This is a genomic window from Solibacillus sp. FSL W7-1436, assembly GCF_038007305.1.
Lineage (GTDB): Bacteria > Bacillota > Bacilli > Bacillales_A > Planococcaceae > Solibacillus.
In genome coordinates this window covers 244,120-267,450 of the sequence record NZ_JBBOWV010000001.1, presented here as the reverse complement: position 1 = coordinate 267,450, position 23,331 = coordinate 244,120, and the positions used below count along the sequence as shown (strand labels likewise).

The window sequence follows — 23,331 nt, the reverse complement described above, 5'->3', positions numbered from 1 at the left end:
TATGATGGAGGGATGATGGGTGACTGTATATCCGCAAGTACGGACAAGTGCCGATTTATTGAAAAGTACAATTCGTATCGAAGAGCTCATCCCTTTTTTACATCAGCAAAAGGCAAAAAGCTGTGCAATTGTTAATACGAAATTGTACGGTCTTTTGCCTTTTTGGTTTGAAATGAAAAGGTCCGGTATTCATCCGGTAGCAGGCTTGACGATTCAGCTCGAATTGTCGGAAGAGCAATCATTGCCGCTTGTTTTATATGCAAAAACAAACGAAGGGTATCGTAATTTGTTGAAAATTTCCAGCAGTATTTCCATTCGGCCGGAGCAGACGATTCCGTTGAGATGGCTGTTAGCATATGGAAAGGGGATTGCTTTTATGATTCCCGCGCTTGAGCAGCAGGGGTTATGGCTGAAGCAGGAAGCGGAGCCAATATTGAAAGAAGTTATTCAGGCTTACCCGGATGAAATATATATCGGTATTTCCCGTTTAGCCGACACAGCAGATTTGGAAAGTTCGGCAGTGCTGCTCGCTGAAAAAAATGCTCTTCCTATTGTTGCAACTCATGAAAGTCTGTTTTTTAATGACGAGGATTTTTTTGCCTATGAAGTGGCACAAGCTATCCATACCGGTGTCAAACTGAGTGATGCAGTAGAAAGCAATAAACAGGGGAATCATTTACTGACGGCTGAACAGTGGCAGCAGAAGTTTCATGATCAGCAACAATGGCTCGTGCAAATGGAAAATTTATTACTGAGCTGTCAAATTGAAATCAATACAAATAATGTTTATATGCCGAAGTTTCCTGTTGGCGAAGGGGAGACGGCGGAAAACTTGCTGCAGCAGCAAGTAGTGGCTGGTTTACAGCGACGTTTAAATATGCACACATTGCCAACTCAGTATGTTGAACGGATGAATTATGAGCTTCATGTTATTCAGTCGATGGGCTATTCGGATTATTTTCTCATTGTAGCCGACTTTATGCGGTTTGCACGTGAAGCGCAAATTTTAACAGGTCCTGGCCGTGGTTCTTCCGCGTCTTCTCTTGTCGCATTTGCACTCGAGATTACCCAGGTGGACCCATTGCAATACGATTTGCTGTTTGAACGGTTCTTAAATCCGGAGCGTATTACACTGCCGGATATCGATATCGATTTTTTAGATACGAGACGGCATGAAGTCATTCAGTATGTTGCGAAAAAATACGGCAAACAATATGTCGCACAAATTATTACGTTCGGAACACTATCTGCCAAGGCGGTTGCCCGTGATGTTGCCCGTATGTTCAATTTTGAAAATGAAGCACTGGACATGATATCTAAGCTGATACCGAATAAGCACGGCATTACATTGAAGGAAGCATATGCAATGTCGGAAAACTTGAGAGCATGGGTTACAGCAGAGCCTATACGCCAAAAGTGGTTTCAAACATCTCTTCGATTGGAAGGACTTCCAAGGAATGCGTCGACACACGCAGCAGGGGTCGTATTGAGTCCTGTTCCATTAGTCGATGTCGTACCAATCGAAGAAGGACATGACGGAATATTTTTAACGCAGTGGCCGATGCAGGAAGTGGAGCAAAACGGATTATTGAAAATTGATTTTTTAGGGCTCCGTAATTTAACGATTTTAGAGCAAATACGGAAGTCGATTCAGTTTACCCATAATACGCAAATCAATTTTAATCAAATTCCGCTCCATGATGGAAAGACATTTGAGCTTTTACAAAATGGCGACACGAATGGTATTTTCCAGCTGGAGTCGGATGGCATGAAAAATGCACTACGTGAAATTCAACCGACCCACTTTTTAGATATTGTTGCGGTCAATGCACTGTATCGACCGGGCCCGATGGAATTTATTCCGATGTATGCAAGAAGAAAACATAAAAAAGAGCAGGTCATCATGCCACACCCGCATTTAACGCCGATTTTGGAAGAGACTTACGGTGTTATTATTTATCAGGAGCAAATCATGCGCATTGCAAATGTGATGGCAGGATTTTCTTTTGGACAGGCTGATTTACTCCGCCGTGCTGTGAGTAAAAAGAAGCGGGATGTACTGGAACAGCAGCGGGCCACTTTCGTAAAAGGCGCTTTAACAAAAGGCTATACCGAGCAGGTGGCGGAAGAAGTGTATGCATTGATTGTCAGGTTTGCCGATTATGGCTTCCCGAAAAGTCATGCCGTTGCCTATAGTGTCATCTCCTACCAGATGGCATATTTGAAAGCCAATTATCCGGTCAATTTTTATGCTGCTCTCCTGACAAATGCAACTGGTAATACGGAAAAGCTTGCCCAAACTATAATGGAGGCAAAAGCAAGAGGAATCGAAATTTTGCCGCCGTCGATTAATCGGAGTATGCGTCACTTTAAAGTGGAAAGCGGGAAAATCCGATTTAGTCTGTCTGCGATTAAAGGTGTACCGCAGCCATTTATGCAAAAACTGCTAATTGCTCGTGAAGAAAGGCAAAAGCCGTTTGATTCTATATTTGATTTGGCTGTAACGTTGACGACAAAGAATTTCAACAGAAAAGTTATCGAACCGCTCATTAAAGCAGGGGCACTAGATGAGTTCGGCAAAGATCGTGCCACATTGCTCGCTACAATCGAAGGTGCACAAAAACAGGCCGATTTTGTACGGCCGGGCGGGGATGATTTGTTCGAAGGAGCATTGCTTGCATTCGGTAAACCGAAATATAGTGAAACATCCCCAATGCCGGAAAAAATAAAACTCCAGTACGAAAAGGATGTACTCGGTTTTTATCTATCCGATCATCCAATCGTTAAATTACGCAGCCGTTTTCCGGAAGTTACGGCAACTGTTCAAACTTTGGCGCAGCTTAAGGACAACGCATTCGTAAAAATGATCGGTCAAGTTCGGGAAATGCGGCAACTCCGTACAAAGCGCGGTGAGCTGATGGCATTTGTTCAAATGGAAGATGAGTTTGGAATTGTATCTTTAACATTGTTTCCGAAAGAATATGAGCAAGTAGTCGGGAAAATCCGGGAAGAGGGATTGCTTTATATCGAAGGTTTTTACGAGCATCGATTTAATAAACAACAAATTAAAGTTAAACAGATTATTATAAAATAAATAGTTTTAAAGAGCGCCTTCTACTAGCTTTAGAGGCGCTCTTTTTATATGGATTCATCTAAATTTATCGAAAAAACATAAATCTGGTTATATATTCGCAAATTTTATTATATATAAAATATAAGTTTTATATTTTCTCTTTACAATATGAAAAACTTTTTGTATCCTTACTTTAGTAACTGGTCTGACCACTTTTGTTAATAATAATGGAAAGCGGCAGTCACGGTGAGGTGAAAAATGTGGAAGATAAGCCCGCAAAAAAGATGTTTATTCAAATTGTTAAGCAACTGCATGATTTAATTGCGGAACAAAATATACAGGAAGGGCAAAAACTTCCTTCAGAAAGAATGTTAAGCGAGCAGCTGCAAGTGGGAAGGTCTTCGGTACGGGAGGCTTTACGCAGCCTGGAGCTGCTGGGCTTAATCGAAACAAGGCATGGCGGTGGTACGTATTTGGCGAGTATGCAGCACCATCAGTTTGTTGAAATTGTCGGATCGTTTATTTTGCAGGACGAAAAATCGATTGCGGATGTACATGCAACGAGAGAAATGCATGAAAAAGAAGCGATTCGAATTATTTGCAAGTCTGACAATTTGAGCGCACTGCCGATTTGGCAGAGCTTTTTTGTAAAGGTAGAGCTTGGGCAGGAGTTAAAAAGAGAAGACATACTTCGTGAGTGTATGATCGTTTCAGGTAACCGACTTGCCTTAAAAATTTGGCTCCAGCTTCTTTCTTTCAGTAACAATCTATTGGCAAATGAAATTACAGAAGAAGAGAAAATGGAATTAAAAATACTGCTTGCTTCATTGCAAATGGGCTATTTGGATGAAGCAATTGATTCATATGAAAAATGGATGGTCATTATTAAAGAATGATTATGTGAATATAAAGGGGGATTACGATGGCGATTCGTGATTTATTTACAATTAGTCGTAAAAAAAATACAGATAATATTACTAAAAAAGAAGATGAAAAATCTTTTCCGGAAGGCATCGTGACAAAATGTCCTAAATGCAAAACGATACATGTCACAAAAGAACTCGAAAAAAACTTGAAAGTATGCGCAAATTGCCAGCATCACTTTAGTTTAAATGCCAATGAAAGAATTGCCTGTTTTTTAGATGAGGGTTCATTTGTTTCAATGGATGATCATCTTCAAACTACAAATCCGTTAAACTTCCCTGCCTATGTGGAAAAAGTGCAGGCAGATATTAAGAAAACAGGATTGAACGAAGCTGTATTAACAGGTGTAGGTGCACTAAAAGGGATGCAGGTCGTTGTTGCTGTAATGGATTCGCACTTCCGTATGGGATCGATGGGATCGGTTGTTGGCGAGAAAATTACACGTGCTGTAGAAAAGGCTACAGAGCTGAAGGTGCCGTTCATTATCTTTACGGCAAGTGGCGGTGCGCGTATGCAAGAAGGGGTATTGTCATTAATGCAAATGGCAAAAACGAGTGTTGCTTTAAAACGCCATAGCGAGAATGGCTTACTATATATTTCAATTTTGACGCATCCGACTACTGGTGGTGTATCGGCTAGTTTTGCATCGATAGGCGATTATAATATTGCAGAGCCTCAAAGTCTGATTGGATTTGCGGGACGTCGTGTAATAGAACAGACGGTACGTGAAAAGTTACCGGATGATTTCCAGACAGCAGAATTTTTATTAGATCATGGACAGCTTGATGCAATTTTTAACCGGACAGAAATGCGCGACAAAATTGCAACAATTGTTAAGCTGCATGTACAGGGAGGCGTATCGCATGTCTAAATTAATGGCATTTGAAGAACCGGTTGTAAAACTTCGTGAAAAAATTGTAGAGTTAAAAACAATTGCCACGGAAGCGGATGTGGATATGAGCGGGGAAATTGACAAGCTGGAAACACGCTTGCAGGAACTTGAAAAAAACGTCTATGCAAATATGGAGCCTTGGCACCGTGTGCAAGTAGCCCGACATGCTGACCGTCCGACGACACTTGAATATATTGAACGTATTTTTGAAGATTTTATCGAAGTGCATGGCGATCGTACATTTAAAGATGATGCAGCGATTGTTGGCGGGATTGCTTCATTCAATGGTCAGCCAATTACGATTATTGGTCACCAGCGCGGAAAAACGACAAAGGAAAATATTCGCCGCAATTTTGGTATGCCCCATCCTGAAGGCTACCGAAAGGCATTACGTTTAATGAAACAGGCAGAAAAATTCAAACGCCCAATTATTTGCTTTATCGATACGAAAGGTGCGTATCCTGGTAAAGCAGCTGAGGAACGCGGTCAAAGTGAAGCAATTGCGCGTAATTTGTTTGAAATGGCCGGTATTCGGGTACCAATCATTAGTATTGTAATTGGTGAAGGCGGTAGTGGCGGCGCACTTGCACTTGGAGTTGCAAATAAGATTTTGATGCTTGAAAATTCAACGTATTCGGTTATTTCTCCTGAAGGCGCTGCATCAATTTTATGGAAAGATGCAAGCTATGCTAAAGAGGCGGCTGAAGCGATGAAAATAACAGCCCTTGATTTAAAGCAGCTAAAAGTTATTGATGGGATTATACCGGAAGTTGCCGGTGGTGCCCATAAGGATATTGAACAGCAGGCAATTTTTATGAAACAATATCTTACAAGTGTACTAAATGACTTAAATAAAGAGAGCGCCGATGAATTAGTTGAAAATCGTTATATGAAATTTAAAAATATTGGACAGTATATAGAACAATAAGGTTGTTTTATAACAGTAGTATACTTTGAAGAATGCGTGAGAACGCATTCTTCATTTTTTTCAAAAGCTTTACAATTTGTTTTCTAGAATAGTTACATATGAGCGTATTTTCTGTTAATGTGGTTAGTAACAGCGTAATAGGAGGAAAAGGTCGTATGAAGAAGATTGCGGTATTAACGAGTGGTGGAGATGCACCGGGAATGAATGCTGTTATTCGTGCAGTCGTTCGTAAAGCGAGTTTTCATAATGTTAATGTTGTCGGGGTATATCATGGTTATGAAGGTCTCTATAATGGGAACTTCGAACTTTTGGATATTGGTTCTGTTGGCGATATTATTCAACGAGGCGGAACGAAACTGTATTCAGCACGTTTCCCTGAATTTAAGCAGGATGATATTCAATATAGAGCAATCGAACGCATGAAGGAAGAGGGAATCGAAGGGTTAGTTGTCGTAGGCGGAGATGGTACTTACCGTGGAGCCATGCAATTATCAGATAAAGGATTCCCATGTGTAGGCATTCCCGGTACAATTGACAATGACGTTCCTGGTACAGAATATACGATTGGCTTCGATACGGCCCTTAATACCGTCGTTGAATCAATCGATAAAATCCGGGACACGGCAACAAGTCATGAAAATACGTTTGTTATTGAAGTAATGGGCCGCGACGCAGGAGATATTGCTCTTTGGTCAGGTTTGGCCGCTGGTGCGGAATCGATTTTGATACCTGAAGAATCGTATGAGCTGGATGATATTGTAGCACGTCTTGAGCGCGGGGCAGCTCGTGGAAAGCGTCACAGTATTATTATTGTAGCTGAAGGTGTAATGAATGGTCATAAACTTGCACAGCTTTTGGAAGAGCGCACAGGAATTAAAATTCGTACATCTGTATTAGGTCATATACAACGAGGAGGATCTCCATCTGCTCGGGACCGCGTTTTAGCAGGGAGATTCGGTGCAAGGGCGGTAGAGCTATTGTTGGAAAACAAAGGTGGAAGAGCAGTTGGCGTGAAAAATCACGCTATAATCGATTATGATTTAAGAGAAGCATTTGAAACTAAGCACCAAGCAGATTTAAGTTTGTATACATTATCAAAAGAGCTTTCAATTTAAAGTGCATAAAAACGGAGATGACAAAACTATGAGAAAAACTAAAATTGTTTGTACTATTGGACCAGCTAGTGAATCACCAGAAATGTTAGAAAAGTTAATTGATGCAGGGATGAATGTTGCCCGTTTAAACTTCTCACACGGAAACCACGAAGAACATGCGAACCGTATCGCCGCAATTCGTGATGCAGCAGAACGCATGAAAAAACCAGTTGGAATTTTATTGGACACAAAAGGACCTGAAATCAGAACACACTCAATGGAAAACGGTGAGTTGCATTTAGTAACAGGACAAGTAATCGATATTTCGATGACAGAAGTTTTAGGAAATGAATCACGTTTCTCCATCACATATGATCAGCTGATTGAAGACGTAGACCAAAACGATATTATCCTATTGGATGACGGTTTAATCGAATTACGAGTACTTGCGAAAGATACAGAGCAAGGGTTAATCCATACAATCGTTGAAAATGCCGGTATTTTAAAGAATAAAAAAGGTGTAAATGTACCGGGCGTTTCTGTGAAATTACCTGGTATTACAGATAAAGATGCAGCAGATATTTTATTTGGAATTGAGCAAGGCATCGATTTCATCGCAGCTTCATTTGTCCGTACTGCAAAGGATGTACTCGAAATTCGCGAGCTACTGGAGCAAAATAACGGCAGCCACATTCAAATCATCCCTAAAATCGAAAACCAGGAAGGCGTTGACAACATCGATGAAATTATCGAGGTTTCAGACGGTTTAATGGTGGCGCGCGGGGACTTAGGTGTAGAGATTCCTGCAGAAGAAGTACCTTTAGTACAAAAATCATTAATCAAAAAATGTAACCAAGTCGGCAAACCTGTCATTACAGCTACACAAATGCTGGACTCAATGCAGCGCAATCCACGTCCGACTCGTGCGGAAGCTTCAGACGTTGCAAACGCAATTATGGATGGTACAGATGCCATCATGCTTTCCGGTGAAACAGCAGCAGGTCTTTATCCGGTAGAGTCTGTAGCGACAATGAACAAAATCGCGATTCGTACAGAAGATGCTTTGGATTACCGTGCAATTGTATCGACAAGAAGCCGTGAAAAAGAAGCGAATATGACGGAAGCTATTTCTCAGGCAGTTGCCTATACTTCGATTAACCTTGGTGTTAAAGCAGTATTAGCTCCGACTGAAAGCGGAAATACTGCACGAATGATTGCAAAATACCGTCCGGGTGTTTCGATCATCGCAGTTACAAGTCAGCCAAATGTTGCACAGAAATTAACATTGGTATGGGGCGTTAAACCAATTTTAACGCAGCGTGTTTCTACAACAGATGAGATTTTAGAGTTATCAGTTGATGAAGCGCTAAAACATGAGTTTGTCAGCCATGGGGATGTAGTTGTTATTACTGCTGGTCTTCCGGTTGGTGAAGCAGGTACAACGAACTTAATGAAAGTTCATGTAATTGGCGACTTATTGGCACGTGGTCAAGGTATCGGTAAATTGTCGGTTGTTGGTAATGCAATTATCGCCAACAATGCAGCAGAAGCGTTAGCTTACGACACAGAAGGTGCCATTATTGTAACAGTAGGGTCTGACCGTGAAATGATGCCGGCAATTGAAAACTGTGCGGGTATTATTACGGAAGAAGGCGGATTGACATCCCACGCTGCTGTAGTCGGCTTAAGCTTAGGCATTCCTGTAATTGTCGGTGTAAAAGAAGCGACTACTCTAATCCAGCATGGACAGGAAATAACAATGGACGCTGAAACTGGTGTCATTTATAAAGGACACGCGAGCGTTCTTTAAGGTTAATAACGGTTAAATCTAATTTAATATAACAAAACCACCGTTTCTTACAATGAAATGGTGGTTTTGTTTATTGTAAAACCTCTTTTTGAAACTTTTTCTTTGCTGTTTCGTATAAAATAGAAGAAGAGGGGGTTCATAAATGAAAAAGATTCTATTTGGATTACTCGCACTCGTATTTGCTGAAATTGCGGTGATTATCGTAATTGGAAACGCAATCGGTGTTTTTTATACATTATTATTAATCATGTTCACATCTATAGCAGGACTGTTGATCGCAAAAAAACGTGGTACAAAATCTATCCAGGATATTCAAAAAAGTATGCAGCAAGGCCAGCCACCAGCAGTACCGGTCATTGAAACATTTATGATTTTTGTTGGCGGTATTCTTCTGGCATTACCGGGCTTCATTACGGATATTCTCGGGTTATTATTTATCTCGGGAATTACACGAAACCTGTTTAAGCCGGTTATTTTTTACTTTTTACGTAAAAAAATGAAAAAAGGACAAGTCGTTATTTTTCAAAAATAGCATGCTGTTTCACTTTAATGGCAATCATCAATAGTATCGGACTAAGGATGATTCCGTAAAAACCGAATAATAAAACTGAGGCAGCGCTGATCAGAAATGTATGAATCATACGTAAGTGCAACGTATGGGACCAGAGCATTGATTCAGTTAGCTGCCTTATCATTTGTACAATAAAGTACAGAACCAGAATGGCAATGCCCATTATCGGTTCGTTTACAATAAAGTAATAAATAGAAACTGGAATAAGGAAAATTCCGATTCCCAAGAAAGGCAGACAGTCTGCAAAAGCGATCAAAAAGGCCTTAATAACAAATGCTTCAAACTTCAAAAAGTAAAACCCTATACATAAGAGTATGAATGTCAGCGTAAACAATTGCATCTCAACTACGATAAAGCGGCCAATAAGCTCCATTCCTTTTTGGAAGTAGCGAGCCCAAGTAGTGCGGTATGCTTTCGGAATATAAGCGAAAAACCATAACCGGTTCTTATAGCTTTCCATCAACGCGAAGTAGAATGTCACAATGAAAATGAAAAATTCAAATATAGATTGAAAACTGTTTTTTATAAAATTGATTGTATAGAACAGCAAGTCCCTTATTAAACTTTGAAGTTTTTCTACAATAAACGGAAGAAGCGGATGTTTCATATAGGTGCTGTCCAAAGATAAGAGTGTTGACTGCAGCTGAGGAAGAATGGTGATAAAGCTGTGAATGATGAGCATAATAACCGAGACGATAACAGAAAATAGAAATACAGAAAGGATAATGACGACTAGAAAAAATGGCAGTCTGAACTGCTGCTTGAAGAAAAGGAATACTGGAAAGAGTAAGTAAGCGAAAAACAGACCGAAAATAATAGGCGGAATGAAATAGAAAAGGATGATATAAAGTAAAAGAACAATAAAGTTCCTACTTTTTACTAGCCATTGGTTTGTTTTATTTGTATAATCCATTTATCTCACTCCTAATTATTACCTAGTTATCTCACTGCAAATTATAAATTCTCTTTTTTGCATGAATTCTATCACATATGTGATTTTTTCCTAAAATCCCACTAATTCATTCACAAAGCCGTCAAAATTGATTATAATGAAAATTGTAAGCGATTTACTTATAGGTTCAATTGAGCAGAACGATATGAGTGTGCGACTTTTTAATAGAGTAAAAAGAAAGCACTTACAAAATTAATTTACTAAGTGAAGGAGCGATTTTTTATGTCAGCAACAAAAGGTTTAGAAGGTATCGTAGCAGCAGAATCGAAAATTTCTTCAATTATCGATGATACACTTACATATGTAGGGTATGGCATCGATGACCTAACTAACAATGCGACTTTTGAAGAAGTAGTATTCTTGTTATGGAACACGCGTTTACCAAACGCTGAAGAATTAGCTAACTTAAAAGAAGAACTAGCTAAAAATATGGAAATTCCAGCGGCAATCACAGATTTATTCAAATCTATGCCTTTAAACACAGTGCACCCAATGGCAGCACTTCGTACAGCGGTATCAATGTTAGGAACGTTTGATGAAGAAGCTGATGTAATGGAAGCTGAAGCAAACTACCGTAAAGCAATCCGTTTACAAGCGAAAATTGGTACAGTAGTAACTACTTTTGCACGTGTACGTCAAGGTAAAGAACCAGTTGCTCCAAAACCAGAATTAGGTTATGCAGCAAACTTCTTATATATGCTGAAAGGTGAAGAACCAGCAGCAATCGAAATTGAAGCATTCGATAAAGCGTTAATTTTACACGCTGACCACGAATTAAACGCTTCTACATTTACTGCACGTGTATGTGTTGCGACATTATCAGATGTATACTCTGGTGTAACTGCTGCAATCGGCGCATTAAAAGGCCCATTACACGGTGGTGCTAACGAGCAAGTTATGAAAATGTTAACTGAAATCGGTTCAATCGATAAAGTTGAATCTTGGGTTCAGAACAAATTAGATAACAAAGAAAAAATCATGGGCTTCGGTCACCGCGTATACCGTAAAGGCGACCCGCGTGCACCTCACTTACGTGTAATGTCTGAAAAGCTTACTAAATTAACAGGCAAACCGGAATTATACGATATGTCAGTGAAAATCCATGACATGATCGTTGAACAAAAGAAATTACCTGCAAACGTAGATTTCTTCTCAGCATCAGTATATGATTCTTTAGGTATCGAGCATGACTTATTCACACCAATCTTCGCAGTATCTCGTACTTCAGGTTGGGTAGCGCACATTTTAGAGCAGTATGCAAACAACCGTCTAATCCGTCCTCGTGCGGAGTATGTTGGTCCGGATATGCAAAAATACGTTCCAATTAACGAGCGCTAATTAAAAAAGTATGTTAAAATATCTGGGACTGTGATTTGACACAGTCCTAGATTTATGATTATTAGGAGGCAAATTTCCAATGACTAACAAAATCGTAGTAGAGAATGGTAAATTAAACGTTCCAAACAATCCTGTTATTCCTTTCATCGAGGGTGACGGTATCGGTCCAGATATCTGGGCTGCAGCATCTCGCGTAATTGACGCAGCTGTAGAAAAAGCTTATAACGGTGAAAAGAAAATCGAATGGTTAGAAGTATTAGCAGGCGAAAAAGCATTCAACCAAACTGGCGAATGGTTACCAGCTGAAACTTTAGAAAAAATTAACGAGTATTTAATCGCTATTAAAGGTCCTTTAACAACTCCAATCGGTGGCGGTATCCGCTCTCTAAACGTAGCATTACGTCAAGAATTGGATTTATATGTTTGTTTACGTCCAGTACGTCACTTTGACGGTGTTCCTTCACCAGTTAAACGTCCAGAAGATGTTGACATGGTTATCTTCCGTGAAAACACTGAAGATATCTACGCTGGTATCGAGTACAAAGCTGGTTCTGACGAGCAAAAGAAATTATTAAACTTCTTACAAAACGAATTAGGCGTTAACAAAATTCGCTTCCCAGAAACTTCTGGTTTAGGTATTAAACCTGTATCTAAAGAAGGTACTGAACGTTTAGTACGCTCTGCAATCGAGTACGCTATTTCACACAACCGTCCATCAGTAACTTTAGTACACAAAGGTAACATCATGAAATTCACTGAAGGTGGATTCAAACAATGGGGTTACGATGTAGCTGAAGCTGAATTCGGCGATAAAGTATTCACTTGGAACCAATACGATGCAATCAAAGCTGAGCAAGGCGAAGCTGCTGCAAACGAAGCACAATCTAAAGCTGTTGCAGAAGGCAAAATCATCGTAAAAGATTCTATTGCTGATATCTTCTTACAACAAATCTTAACTCGCCCTAACGAGTTCGACGTAGTAGCTACAATGAACTTAAACGGTGACTACATCTCTGACGCATTAGCTGCTCAAGTTGGTGGTATCGGTATCGCTCCAGGTGCTAACATTAACTACTTAACTGGTCATGCTATTTTCGAAGCAACTCACGGTACTGCACCTAAGTATGCTGGTCAAGATAAAGTAAACCCATCTTCAGTATTATTATCAGGCGTATTAATGCTTGAGCACTTAGGATGGCAAGAAGCTGCGGACTTAATTACAAATTCAGTAGAGAAAACAATCTCTTCTAAATATGTAACTTATGACTTCGCACGTTTAATGGATGGCGCTACAGAAGTTAAATGTTCTGAATTCGCTACAAAATTAATCGAAAACTTCTAATTAAAAGTTTTACTCATTTACCTGTATATGTGAAATTACGAACAAATTGTTTAGCAATAAATAATATAGTTATATAATTTTACATTTAGGGAATTTGTTTATCTTTTAATTTTAAAATCAATATTGTTAAAAAAGGGAGAGAACATTATGTTTTCTCCCTTTTTTTGTATATAATTTTAATGACACAAAATAACTACGATGAAGGAGTGGTTTCAGGTGACATTAAAACGAAAAAAAATCTCAGTTATTGGTAGTGGATTTACAGGTGCAACAGCAGCATTTTTAGCAGCACAGAAAGAATTAGGCGATGTAGTAATAATTGATCTTCCATCAGCAGAAAATCCTACGAAAGGAAAAGCATTGGATATGTGGGAAGCAGCGCCGGTACAAGGTTTTGATTCTTATGTGAAAGGCTCTTCCGATTACGAGGATACAGCAAACTCGGATGTCGTATTAGTAACTGCGGGTGTTGCCCGTAAGCCAGGAATGAGTCGTGATGATTTAGTTCAGATTAATCAGGGTGTCATGAAAGCCGTTGCATCGGAAATTGCCCGTACGTCACCAAATGCAACGATTATTGTTCTTACAAATCCTGTTGATGCGATGACATATACAGTATTTAAAGAATCAGGCTTCCCGAAACATCGAGTTATCGGTCAATCCGGTGTGTTGGATACTGCCCGTTTCCGTGCATTTATTGCCGAAGAACTGGATGTATCGGTAAAAGATATATCTGCACTTGTATTAGGCGGTCACGGAGACACAATGGTGCCTTTAGTCCGGTACGCTTCGGTAGGTGGGGTTCCTTTACAAAGCCTAATACCCGCACAACGTTTAGAAGAAATTGTACAGCGTACCCGTGTTGGTGGCGGTGAAATCGTAAATCTGTTAGGTAATGGTTCAGCTTATTATGCACCGGCTGCAGCAATGGTGGAAATGGCAGAGGCAATTATAAAGGATCAAAAACGAGTATTGCCGGCAATTGCCTATTTAGAAGGCGAGTATGGATATGAAGGGATATACTTAGGTGTTCCGACATTATTAGGCGCCGGGGGTATCGAGAAAATATTCGAACTTGAGCTGACAGAAGATGAAAAAACAGCACTTGATCAATCTGCAGATGCCGTTAAAGATGTAATGAAAGCACTGAAATAACTAACTAAAAAAGGCATTTCGGCTGATACACCGAAATGCCCTTTTATTTACTGATAAACCGGATTCCATTTCAATAACTTTTTCTCTAATAGTTTTGCGATGGAATCCGCAATTTTTCCTAAAATAGCATATAAAATAATAGCCAATACAACGATATCAAGCTGCATATACTCACGAGCATTCATTGACATATAGCCGATTCCCGAACTTGCCGCAACCGTTTCTGCAACAATTAAAGTAAGCCACATAATTCCTAATGAGTAGCGAATACCTACTAAAATAGATGGCATTGCACCTAATATGATTACTTTAAAAAATAATTTGTATTTCGAAAGGTTATAAATTTTTCCCATTTCGATTAACCGAGGATCAACATTGCGGATGCCATGGTATGTATTGACATAGATCGGGAAAAATACGCTGATTGCCACTAAGAAAATCTTTCCTTCCTCACCTACACCAAACCATATAATAACTAAAGGAATAAGTGCCAAATTCGGAATATTACGCAGCATTTGAATCGTTGTATCCAAATAGCGTTGTGCAAAAGGGACAATTCCGTTTAAAATACCTACTACTAAAGCGATACTCCCACCAATCAGAAACCCGATTAAAGCACGCGTTGTACTAATTTGCAGATGGTCAAACAAAACACCGGAAATGGCTTGTTCATAGCCGGCCTTTACTACATCGGAAGGGGCAGGCAATATTGTATTGGCAAGAATACCTGTTTTATTCGATACTTCCCATATAACAATAATTAAAATAGGAATGATCCACGGCTCAATCAAATGAATCCATTTTTTCTTCTTCATTTTCTCACCTCTTATGGTTTCCAAATATAGTTTTCAAGGTTTTCTACAAGGTCAGTCGTTAAACCAATGTCATAAAGGTCTTCATTTAATCTTTGTAGATCAGCCTGTGCAGCTTCATCCAGATAAGTAGCGACAGATGAACGGCGGGCTAAGCTTTTTACCCAAACATCTGCGGCGATCCCTGTATTCTCTTCAAGAATTTTGGCTGCATCGCTTGAATCTGTATCGATGGCTTCACCAACTTTAGATAATTCTTCTACATAGGCAACGACTGCATCTTTATTCGATTCTATAAATTTGTCGGATGAATAGTAGAAGCCGCGGTGTTCCACAATTCCTTCTCCGGTAGCCAAAATTTTATTTCCTTTACTTTCTGAAACCGTCATATACGGATCCCAAGTAACCCAGGCATCAACCTCGCCTTTTTGAAATGCAATAGTCGCATCTGCCGGACTTAAAATAACGGATTCCACATCATCCAGTGTCAGGCCCACTGTTTCCAAAGCAGTAACTAATAAATATTCGGAGATGGAAGCTTTATTGTATGCAATCTTTTTTCCTTTCAATTGTTCGATTGATTGGATAGAGCCATCATTTTTCACTAAAATTCCTTCTGTTTGAGGAGAAGATTCTTCACCTGCAATATATTTGAAATCCATTCCCTTTGATAATGCCATCATAGATGGGGCATCACTTGCATTGGCAAAATCAATGGCTCCTGAGTTCAATGCCTCCATAATGGAACTACCTGTATTGAATTCAGACCATTCCACTGAATAGCCTAATTCTTTTAAACGTGATTCAAGTTCGCCATTCGCCTTTAATAGCAATGTTGTACCGTTTTTCTGGTAGCCGATTCGAACCTTTTTATTTTCGGCATTGGATGATGAGCACCCGACTAACAGTATTGATAAAGTTAAGAGTAAAAAGACAGATAATAGTTTTTTCATTTGTAATACCTCCTTAAATAATGGCTTGTAGCTCTTTTTGTTTAGTTGGTGTTTCTGTTTTTGTTTGTTGCCCTAATAAATGCTGAAGCAGAATATCTTCAAGCTCTGCAAATTGCGGATTTGAACGCGTTCTTGGACGAGGGAGTTTTACAGGCAAATCTAAAGCTACGTTCCCGTCTTCGATTAAAATAATTCGATCTGCCAATGCAATCGCCTCTGCGACATCATGAGTTACGAGCAACGATGTATATTTTTGTTTTAACCATAATTGTTCAATTAGATTTTGCATTTCCAGTCGTGTCAGTGCATCCAAAGCACCAAGTGGTTCATCCAACAACAAAAGTCTTGGTTGTGCACTAAGCGCACGGGCTAATGCAACCCTCTGTTTTTGACCTCCTGACAATACATGCGGCCACTCCTTAGCACGGTCTTTTAATCCTACGTGTTCAAGTGATTTTAATGCGAGCGGTTGCCAATCTTTTTTCAGCTCTGTGCCAACCCCTACATTTTCTAAAACAGACAGCCAAGGGAGTAAACGATCTTCCTGAAACATGACGCGAACACCTGAAAAGTCTTCTTGCTGAATGCCGTCCTTTAGAGATTCACCGGCAGTTTTCTGTTCTAAATTAGCAATAATACGAAGAAGTGTACTTTTTCCACATCCGCTTTTTCCGACGATTGCAACGAATTGTCCAGCGGGGATTGTTAGGTTAATATCCTTCAATACTTGTTTTTCACCGAAACTTTTTGTTAAATTAACTAACTCAATATTGATTCCATTTGTCATGGAAGCACCTACTTTCTGTTAAAATACTTAACATATTGAATTACTCGGAATTATTACAAAAAAATTTTCATTGCGTTTTATTCAGCAATGCACAAGCAATTTTTTCTAAATGTTAACACAATAATAAATATTCAGTCAATAGTAAAAATTATTTTTCATATAGAATTAGTCTAATTTAAAGATTCCGGTAATTATGGATGGGCAAATAAGTGTCTGAACAGAGGAATAATTGTACTTTTCAGTAAAAGTTGTTACTATGAAGTTAGTGCTCTAATCAGTACATATTTACAAAATAGTTGATAGCCAACCACTGGAAGATTGATTTTGAGATGGGGGTTTCAAATCGATTTTGGAGGAAAGTATAATGGTTAAAACAGTTTTAGTAGTAGAAGATGAAATGCCAATTGCAACATTATTAAAATATAATTTGGAACAAGCAGGTTTTGACGTTCTATTGGCCCATGATGGTCAGGCGGGTCTTGATACAGCGGTAGAACAGACACCGGATCTGATATTATTGGATTTAATGCTGCCAAAACTTGATGGTGTTGAAGTTTGTAAAGAATTACGACGATTGCGCATCAATATACCGATTATTATGCTGACTGCGAGAGACGATGAATTTGATAAGGTATTAGGTTTAGAGCTCGGTGCGGACGATTATATGACTAAGCCATTCAGCCCGCGTGAAGTAATTGCCCGTGTAAAGGCTGTTCTGCGACGTTTCTCCGGGCCGGTTGTGGAAGAAACAGTTGAATCGGGTGAAGTTGTCTTTTCATTCGGTAATCTAAAAGTTTTCCCTGAGCGATTTGAAGCATTTATCGATGAAGAGTCCTTGGAGTTCACGCCAAAAGAATTTGAATTACTCGTTTATTTACTTGAAAATAAAAACCGCGTATTAACGCGTGATCAGCTGCTTAGTGCTGTATGGAACTATGATTTTGCCGGTGACACTCGAATCGTAGACGTACATATTAGTCATCTGAGGGATAAAATCGAAGAAAATAGTCGTAAACCAGTGTTTATTAAAACAATCCGTGGTTTAGGTTATAAATTTGAGGAGCCAAAAAAATAATGAACGCAATGAAAAATCGTTTGTTTTATTCGTTTATTTTAGTAATTGGGTCAAGTTTAGCTGTTCTAGGGCTGTTCATAGGGCAGCTTTTTCCATTTTTCGCAGATGAGTTTGTTCATGAAGTGACAAAGGATTCCGAGCAGCAATTGGAGCAAGTAATCGTTCAGGAGCAGATTGAACTTACTGAAACCCAGAAAGAAGCCATTATAAGCACGTACGAAATCAATCGACATACAGAAGGGTTGCAAAGTACAAAACAAAAAATCTATTTAATTATCGCCGCTTTATTGCTGGGTGGTCTAGTTATTATGAGTTTTATGGCGTACAGGGTTGTGAGCAATTTCATTACGCCTATTATCAATATTACAAAAACCGCCAGAGAGCTTTCAAAAGGTAATTATCGTGCACGTGCTTTTGCGAATGGACCGAATACGATTGTGGAGTTAAGAAATTCGGTTAATATTCTGGCACGAAATTTACAGGATATTACGAAAACAAGAGCAATTGAAGAAGAGCGTCTGAAAACGTTAATTGAAAATATGGGCAGTGCATTAATGATGATTGACCGTGAAGGCAATATTTCGATTGTGAACAGGAAATTCCAAACATTGTTTGAGCTGCCAAAAGAGAAGCTCATTGGCAAGAATTTCATGATGCTCGGATTGCCGAAGGAGCTTGAAAAGTTTATCGATCATGTGTTTTTAACGGAATTGCCATATCGTCAGCAGCTTGAGATGGAAATCGCAAATGAAGAATATTATGAGCAAGTATACGGTGCCCCGGTTGTTGGTGAACATGGACGCTGGCTGGGTGTCGTAATTGTTATGCATGATATAAGTGAACTTGTACGGCTGGAACAGATTCGTAAAGATTTCGTAGCAAATGTTTCGCATGAACTCCGTACACCGATTACATCGATTAAAGGATTTTCCGAGACTCTTCTGGACGGGGCGTTTAAAGATGAGCAGATGCTGCTGTCCTTTTTGACAATCATACATGATGAAAGCAACCGGATTCAGGTGCTAGTCAATGATTTGCTTGAGCTATCCAAAATTGAGCGCCATGGTTTTACACTTGATGTGGTGCCGACAAAGCTGCAGGATATTTTAGTCCGGGTAGTTGATTTGACAAGTGCACAACTGGAAAATAAAAATATGCAGTTTGATGTGGAGATAGAGCAGGATGCCGTTATTTTAGGTGATGTAAATCGTCTGATGCAAATTTTTACGAATTTAATTAATAATGCTATCGCCTATTCCAAAGAAGAAACAACCGTTACACTTCGTATTAGTGCCAATGATCAATACGGGATATTTGAAGTGAAAGACGAAGGAATCGGTATCGAAAAAGCGGAGATTTCACGTATTTTTGAGCGCTTTTACAGGGTGGATCGGGCCCGAAGCCGAAATTCCGGCGGGACAGGTCTTGGTTTGTCCATAGTGAAACATTTGATTGAAGCGCATAACGGTAAAATTATGGTAGAAAGCGAAGTCGGAAAAGGGACAAGCATTAAAGTACTTCTGCCGTTGAAAGATTAAAATTTAACAGTATATTTACAAAACGTTCAATTGAACTTTATATTGCGGTGTTATAGTTCTTAATAGAAACCCCCGTTTCTAAAAGAAGGTAACGCTTAGCATGGATTAAAGTATTATAATGAAGAAACTGTGCAAAAAGTAGAAGCCTTTCTGCGCAGTTTTTTCGTGTTTGAAATTTTTGCATGCTCATTTTGAAAAAATATGAAACTTTTACAATTCATTACCCGTAGAATAAGAGGAAATTGAAAAGTAAGGAGGCTTTATATGATGAGTGTAAAAAGAACCTTAATGTGGGTAGCGCTTATTCTCATGGCTGTCGTAGCGATTATTGTTGTGACGACGTCCTGGTATACAGTAGATGAATCGGAACAGGCAGTAGTGATTACATTTGGTCAAGCAGATGAAACAATACAAGATTCAGGACTTCATTTTAAATTACCATGGCCAATACAGTCTGTAGAGATTTTATCTAAAGAAACGTACAGTTTACAGTTCGGTTATAAGCAAAACCCGGACGGAACGGTGGAAGCATTCGATAAAGAAACAAAAATGATTACAGGTGATGAAAATATTGTTTTAACAGATCTTGTAGTTCAATGGCGTATTGTTGAGCCGAAAAAATATTTATTTAGTTCACAGGAGCCGCGAACAATTTTACATAATGCGACATCCAGTGCAATCCGTTCAATTATTGGCAGCTCGACAATCGATGAGGCGTTAACGGATGGTAAAGCGGATATTGAAGCGGAGACACGTGAATTACTCGTATCGTTAATCGATAAGTACGATATCGGAATTGGAGTTTTAGGAGTAAAGCTGCAGGATGTAGAAGTTCCGAATGAGGAAGTACGTGCAGCATTTACGGATGTTACCGATGCACGGGAGACAAAAAATACAAAGATAAACGAAGCGGAAAAGTATGAAAACCAGCGTGTAAGTGAAGCGGTCGGTGAAGCAGCGGCGATTCTTTCAAGAGCGGAAGGTGAAAAGGCTTCACGTATCGAGCAAGCGACAGGTGAAGTAGCGCTCTTTAACCAGCTTTATGATGAATACCGCCTGAATAAGGATATTACACGTCAACGATTAGTGCTTGAAACATTGGAGGCAGTTTTGCCGAATGCCCAAATTTATATTATGAATGACGACGGCAGCGGTACAATGAAGTACTTGCCAATTCAGCCAATGCAAACGACACCTCCTTCTACAGAAGAGAAAAAAGAAGGGAGCAAAAGTGAATGAGTAACAACAAAAATAATTTTGACGGCGATTTAGATGAGTTTGTGAAAAAACTGTTCGGCAGCAAAAAAGGATCGAAAGAAGTAAAGGAAGTACCAAAAGCAAACGATCCTGATCAACAGATAAATAACGGTGATTCAAATGCAAAAAAAGCACCTAAGCCATTAAAGAAAGATAAAAAGCCGATAAATGTAAAACAATGGGTATCTTCTGCGATTGCATTAACGGTTGTATTTGCCGCATTGATTATCGTATTTGCGAATCTGTATATTGTAAAAGAAAACGAATATAAAGTCGTCCGACAGTTCGGGGAAGTAGTGAAGTACGAAAGTGAACCGGGACTTCATATGAAAATTCCGTTCATTCAAAGTGTGACAACTCTTCCAAGCAATTTAATGACACATGATATGACAGAAGAAGAGATCAGTACAAAAGATAAAAAGCGAATTATTATTGATAACTATACGGTTTGGCGTGTAACGGATCCAAAGGCGTTAATTTCAAATGCCGGGCAGTTGCTGAATGCGGAAAGTCGTATGGAGGAGTTCATTTATTCGGCACTTCGTACAGAGTTCGGTCAGACTGAATACGGCGATATTATTAATGAAAAAGACTCAAAACGCGGGAATATTAACGACCGTGTAACACAACGTGTCAATGAGTTAATCGATTCTGCCAATTTCGGTATTGAAGTAATTGATGTACGTATTCGCCGTACAGATTTACCGGAAGAAAACGAGCAGTCTGTTTATACAAGAATGGTTTCGGAACGTCAATCGATTGCACAAAAGTATCTTTCTGAAGGGGATGCGGAAAAGCGCAGTAAAGAGGCAAAAACAGATCAGGAAGTACAGGTAACACTTGCGAAAGCTAATAAAGAAGCCTCTGTCATCCGTGCTGAAGGTGAGGCGCAGGCTGCACAGATCTATAATGCCGCTTACTCGAAAGACCCGGAATTCTACAGTCTATTCAGAACGTTAGAATCATACAAGAAAACAATCGGCAATGAGACGATGATTATTATCCCGTCAGACTCGCCATATGCTAAACTATTATCCGGTCAAGTGGATTAAAAAATGTGAAGGAGGCTGGGACATAAGTAGAATAACCGTTAAATAAGAGGAAAGACATTATTAAAAAACGGATATTTGAAAAATTGATTGGAATGCAGGGCGACTCCTGCGGGAATAGCGTGACGCCTGAGACTACAGGCTCAGGCCACGCCCGCGGAAAGCGTCCCGGAATGGAAATCAATTTTAACGTTCAGCAAAAAAACATACTAACATTAGTAGTACAAACCAAGGCCATGGTTTGTGCTACTATTTTTTTATAGTAGAAGTGAAGAAAAGCCGACCAGCCCCTGGGACCATTTGTGAGCCCGTTTAAAAAAACCGGCTAACTTCACGCCCTTATATGAATCAGTTTAGTATGTTGGGTCCAAAGAGATCGTGTATAAGAAAGTGGAATCGATAAGGTATTGTGAAGGCTTCTATGACTGGCTAAAAAGGAGAATGAAATCATGAAACATGTCATTGCGTTAGATGTTAGTAAAGGCAAAAGTTCGGTCGTTATTTATGATCGGTATCGAAAATGTGAGTTTGAAGGCGAATTAAATCACACACGAATTGACTTTGAGCGATTACACGAGCGTATCGAAGAAATGAAGAAACTAGATGGACAAGCTCCTGAAATTGTATTTGAAGCAACAGGCGTCTATTCCAAATCAGTAGAAGCGTTTTTCAAAAATCATGGCTATACATATAGTCGGATGAATCCACTTGAAGCGAATTTACAGATGGCGAAAATGCGACGCCATAAAACGGATGTAAGTGACGCACATGAACTAGCCAAAACGCATTTTAGATTGGAACGTGAAGCGACTTACGTTCAAGATGATTATTATGAACAGATGCGTGCACTTACACGCTATTATGATGAAATCGATGAGGAAATGATTTTACTAAAGAGTCGGATGCATGCGATTTTACAGATGAGTTTTCCAGAGCTTGAAAAACTCATTACGCCAAGTTCCGCATTATTTTTAAATATCGTACAGCTTTACCCACACCCTACCTTTGTTTTGTCTCATTCAAAAACCGTCATAAAAAATCGGTTGAAGGCGAATACGAAAAAGAACCTTTCCCTTACTCGTGCAGAGAAAAAAGCCGTTGAACTGATGGAAGCAGCTCAAAATAGTTATCCGGCCATTAAGCCGACAGATGTAAGGTGTGATCAAGTAAAGGATTACGCAACTCGTATTGCAGAACTGAAGGAAAAGAAAGAGGCGCTTGTCCAACAGATGACGGAGCTATCAAAAGAACGTCAAGAATATCTTGTATTACGCTCCATCCCTGGTGTGGGTGAATCAACAGCTTGTCGCTTGATTGGTGAAATCGGTGATATTCGCCGCTTCCGAAATGCAAAACAATTAAACGCCTACGCAGGGATCGATATCATGCGCTATCAATCCGGGAACACACAATATCGGGATCGTATCAATAAGCGTGGGAATAAACATTTGCGGAAAATTTTATATTTCATGATGCAAGGGATGCTTATGTTAAAAGAGAAACCAAATCATTTTGCGGATTACTATTATAAATTAAAAACGCAACCTCAGAGAAAGCCTCATAAGGTTGCGATCATCGCCTGTGTTAATAAGTTTCTGAAAGTGACATTTCAGTTATTAACACGAGGCATCCTTTACGATTATGAGTCCGCACTACCAGCTCAGAAATCGTAATAAAACGTAACTCCACTATATCATACAGACCTCTCGAAAAAAATAAAAATCGTTAGGTCTTTTTGGCATATAAAAATATACGTGTAAAATAAAGAGAGAAACTATGCC

The 23,331-nt window shown here is 39.4% G+C and carries 19 protein-coding genes; 15 read left to right on the top strand and 4 right to left on the bottom strand.

Features of this window, described 5'->3' with window-relative positions; genetic code table 11:
- Nucleotides 1-19 precede the first annotated feature (19 nt).
- The 7 genes from dnaE (at nt 20) to MKX73_RS01235 (ending at nt 9,253) form a co-directional block, all read left to right on the top strand.
- Nucleotides 20-3,094, top strand: coding sequence for a DNA polymerase III subunit alpha (gene dnaE / locus MKX73_RS01265; RefSeq protein WP_340715975.1), 3,075 nt, complete (start codon nt 20-22; stop codon nt 3,092-3,094).
- A gap of 239 nt (nt 3,095-3,333) precedes the next feature.
- A complete protein-coding gene (locus tag MKX73_RS01260; RefSeq protein WP_340715974.1) occupies nt 3,334-3,969 on the top strand; it encodes a FadR/GntR family transcriptional regulator in 636 nt (211 codons plus the stop codon).
- A gap of 26 nt (nt 3,970-3,995) precedes the next feature.
- Nucleotides 3,996-4,868, top strand: coding sequence for an acetyl-CoA carboxylase, carboxyltransferase subunit beta (gene accD, locus MKX73_RS01255; RefSeq protein ID WP_340715973.1), 873 nt, complete (start codon nt 3,996-3,998; stop codon nt 4,866-4,868).
- Nucleotides 4,861-5,817: an acetyl-CoA carboxylase carboxyl transferase subunit alpha gene (gene accA, locus MKX73_RS01250; RefSeq protein ID WP_340715972.1), complete on the top strand. Its 957-nt coding sequence runs from the start codon at nt 4,861-4,863 to the stop codon at nt 5,815-5,817. The genes accD and accA overlap by 8 nt, the downstream gene beginning before the upstream one ends.
- Nucleotides 5,818-5,972: 155 nt before the next feature.
- Nucleotides 5,973-6,932, top strand: coding sequence for a 6-phosphofructokinase (gene pfkA, locus MKX73_RS01245; RefSeq protein ID WP_340715971.1), 960 nt, complete (start codon nt 5,973-5,975; stop codon nt 6,930-6,932).
- Nucleotides 6,933-6,960: 28 nt separating this feature from the next.
- Nucleotides 6,961-8,721 (top strand): pyruvate kinase, encoded by a 1,761-nt coding sequence (pyk, locus tag MKX73_RS01240; RefSeq protein WP_340715970.1) that lies wholly within the window; start codon nt 6,961-6,963, stop codon nt 8,719-8,721.
- A gap of 142 nt (nt 8,722-8,863) precedes the next feature.
- Nucleotides 8,864-9,253, top strand: coding sequence for an FxsA family protein (locus tag MKX73_RS01235; protein WP_340715969.1), 390 nt, complete (start codon nt 8,864-8,866; stop codon nt 9,251-9,253).
- Here MKX73_RS01235 and MKX73_RS01230 read toward each other — a convergent pair.
- Nucleotides 9,237-10,205, bottom strand: coding sequence for an AI-2E family transporter (locus MKX73_RS01230; protein WP_340715968.1), 969 nt, complete (start codon nt 10,203-10,205; stop codon nt 9,237-9,239). The two genes, MKX73_RS01235 and MKX73_RS01230, sit on opposite strands and share 17 nt — an antisense overlap.
- Before the next feature lie 261 nt (nt 10,206-10,466).
- Between MKX73_RS01230 and citZ the strand changes: the two genes are divergently transcribed.
- The 3 genes from citZ (at nt 10,467) to mdh (ending at nt 14,079) form a co-directional block, all read left to right on the top strand.
- Nucleotides 10,467-11,582, top strand: coding sequence for a citrate synthase (citZ, locus tag MKX73_RS01225; RefSeq protein WP_340715967.1), 1,116 nt, complete (start codon nt 10,467-10,469; stop codon nt 11,580-11,582).
- Nucleotides 11,583-11,661: 79 nt separating this feature from the next.
- Nucleotides 11,662-12,924, top strand: coding sequence for an NADP-dependent isocitrate dehydrogenase (gene icd, locus MKX73_RS01220; RefSeq protein WP_079528412.1), 1,263 nt, complete (start codon nt 11,662-11,664; stop codon nt 12,922-12,924).
- Nucleotides 12,925-13,140: 216 nt separating this feature from the next.
- Nucleotides 13,141-14,079, top strand: coding sequence for a malate dehydrogenase (gene mdh, locus MKX73_RS01215; protein WP_340715966.1), 939 nt, complete (start codon nt 13,141-13,143; stop codon nt 14,077-14,079).
- A 47-nt stretch (nt 14,080-14,126) separates the two neighbouring features.
- On the opposite strand, the gene MKX73_RS01210 is transcribed toward mdh, so the two are convergent.
- Genes MKX73_RS01210 through MKX73_RS01200 form a run of 3 tightly spaced genes read right to left on the bottom strand, consistent with a single transcriptional unit; the run spans nt 14,127 to nt 16,631 of the window.
- Nucleotides 14,127-14,894, bottom strand: a complete 768-nt coding sequence (locus MKX73_RS01210) for an ABC transporter permease subunit (protein ID WP_340715965.1) — start codon at nt 14,892-14,894, stop codon at nt 14,127-14,129.
- Between the two features lie 11 nt (nt 14,895-14,905).
- Nucleotides 14,906-15,844, bottom strand: coding sequence for a sulfonate ABC transporter substrate-binding protein (locus MKX73_RS01205; RefSeq protein ID WP_340715964.1), 939 nt, complete (start codon nt 15,842-15,844; stop codon nt 14,906-14,908).
- 13 nt (nt 15,845-15,857) lie between these two features.
- A complete protein-coding gene (locus tag MKX73_RS01200) occupies nt 15,858-16,631 on the bottom strand; it encodes an ATP-binding cassette domain-containing protein (RefSeq protein WP_340715963.1) in 774 nt (257 codons plus the stop codon).
- Nucleotides 16,632-16,995: 364 nt separating this feature from the next.
- Here MKX73_RS01200 and MKX73_RS01195 point away from each other — a divergent pair, with 364 nt between their 5' ends.
- The 5 genes from MKX73_RS01195 to MKX73_RS01175 all read left to right on the top strand — a co-directional run bounded on the left by MKX73_RS01195 (nt 16,996) and on the right by MKX73_RS01175 (nt 23,223).
- On the top strand, nt 16,996-17,706 hold the full coding sequence (locus tag MKX73_RS01195; protein WP_340715962.1) for a response regulator transcription factor: 711 nt from the start codon (nt 16,996-16,998) through the stop codon (nt 17,704-17,706).
- A complete protein-coding gene (gene pnpS, locus MKX73_RS01190) occupies nt 17,706-19,244 on the top strand; it encodes a two-component system histidine kinase PnpS (RefSeq protein WP_340715961.1) in 1,539 nt (512 codons plus the stop codon). The genes MKX73_RS01195 and pnpS overlap by 1 nt, the downstream gene beginning before the upstream one ends.
- A gap of 267 nt (nt 19,245-19,511) precedes the next feature.
- Entirely contained in the window at nt 19,512-20,483 is a 972-nt protein-coding gene (hflK, locus tag MKX73_RS01185) for an FtsH protease activity modulator HflK (protein ID WP_340718825.1), read from the top strand.
- Nucleotides 20,480-21,553, top strand: coding sequence for a protease modulator HflC (gene hflC / locus MKX73_RS01180; RefSeq protein ID WP_340715960.1), 1,074 nt, complete (start codon nt 20,480-20,482; stop codon nt 21,551-21,553). Before hflK ends, hflC begins: the two co-directional genes overlap by 4 nt.
- Nucleotides 21,554-21,999: 446 nt before the next feature.
- Nucleotides 22,000-23,223, top strand: coding sequence for an IS110 family transposase (locus tag MKX73_RS01175; protein WP_340715959.1), 1,224 nt, complete (start codon nt 22,000-22,002; stop codon nt 23,221-23,223).
- Nucleotides 23,224-23,331: the final 108 nt, after the last annotated feature.

Bases quoted from the DNA above. Each gene is read 5' to 3' on its own strand.
- MKX73_RS01175 (WP_340715959.1), top strand. From the start codon at position 22,000: ATGAAACATGTCATTGCGTTAGATGTTAGTAAAGGCAAAAGTTCGGTC.
- MKX73_RS01200 (WP_340715963.1), bottom strand. From the start codon at position 16,631: ATGACAAATGGAATCAATATTGAGTTAGTTAATTTAACAAAAAGTTTC.
- MKX73_RS01230 (WP_340715968.1), bottom strand. From the start codon at position 10,205: ATGGATTATACAAATAAAACAAACCAATGGCTAGTAAAAAGTAGGAAC.
- MKX73_RS01205 (WP_340715964.1), bottom strand. From the start codon at position 15,844: ATGAAAAAACTATTATCTGTCTTTTTACTCTTAACTTTATCAATACTG.
- citZ (WP_340715967.1), top strand. From the start codon at position 10,467: ATGTCAGCAACAAAAGGTTTAGAAGGTATCGTAGCAGCAGAATCGAAA.
- pyk (WP_340715970.1), top strand. From the start codon at position 6,961: ATGAGAAAAACTAAAATTGTTTGTACTATTGGACCAGCTAGTGAATCA.
- MKX73_RS01210 (WP_340715965.1), bottom strand. From the start codon at position 14,894: ATGAAGAAGAAAAAATGGATTCATTTGATTGAGCCGTGGATCATTCCT.
- hflK (WP_340718825.1), top strand. From the start codon at position 19,512: ATGAGTGTAAAAAGAACCTTAATGTGGGTAGCGCTTATTCTCATGGCT.
- pfkA (WP_340715971.1), top strand. From the start codon at position 5,973: ATGAAGAAGATTGCGGTATTAACGAGTGGTGGAGATGCACCGGGAATG.
- MKX73_RS01235 (WP_340715969.1), top strand. From the start codon at position 8,864: ATGAAAAAGATTCTATTTGGATTACTCGCACTCGTATTTGCTGAAATT.
- accA (WP_340715972.1), top strand. From the start codon at position 4,861: ATGTCTAAATTAATGGCATTTGAAGAACCGGTTGTAAAACTTCGTGAA.
- pnpS (WP_340715961.1), top strand. From the start codon at position 17,706: ATGAACGCAATGAAAAATCGTTTGTTTTATTCGTTTATTTTAGTAATT.
- MKX73_RS01195 (WP_340715962.1), top strand. From the start codon at position 16,996: ATGGTTAAAACAGTTTTAGTAGTAGAAGATGAAATGCCAATTGCAACA.
- accD (WP_340715973.1), top strand. From the start codon at position 3,996: ATGGCGATTCGTGATTTATTTACAATTAGTCGTAAAAAAAATACAGAT.
- icd (WP_079528412.1), top strand. From the start codon at position 11,662: ATGACTAACAAAATCGTAGTAGAGAATGGTAAATTAAACGTTCCAAAC.
- hflC (WP_340715960.1), top strand. From the start codon at position 20,480: ATGAGTAACAACAAAAATAATTTTGACGGCGATTTAGATGAGTTTGTG.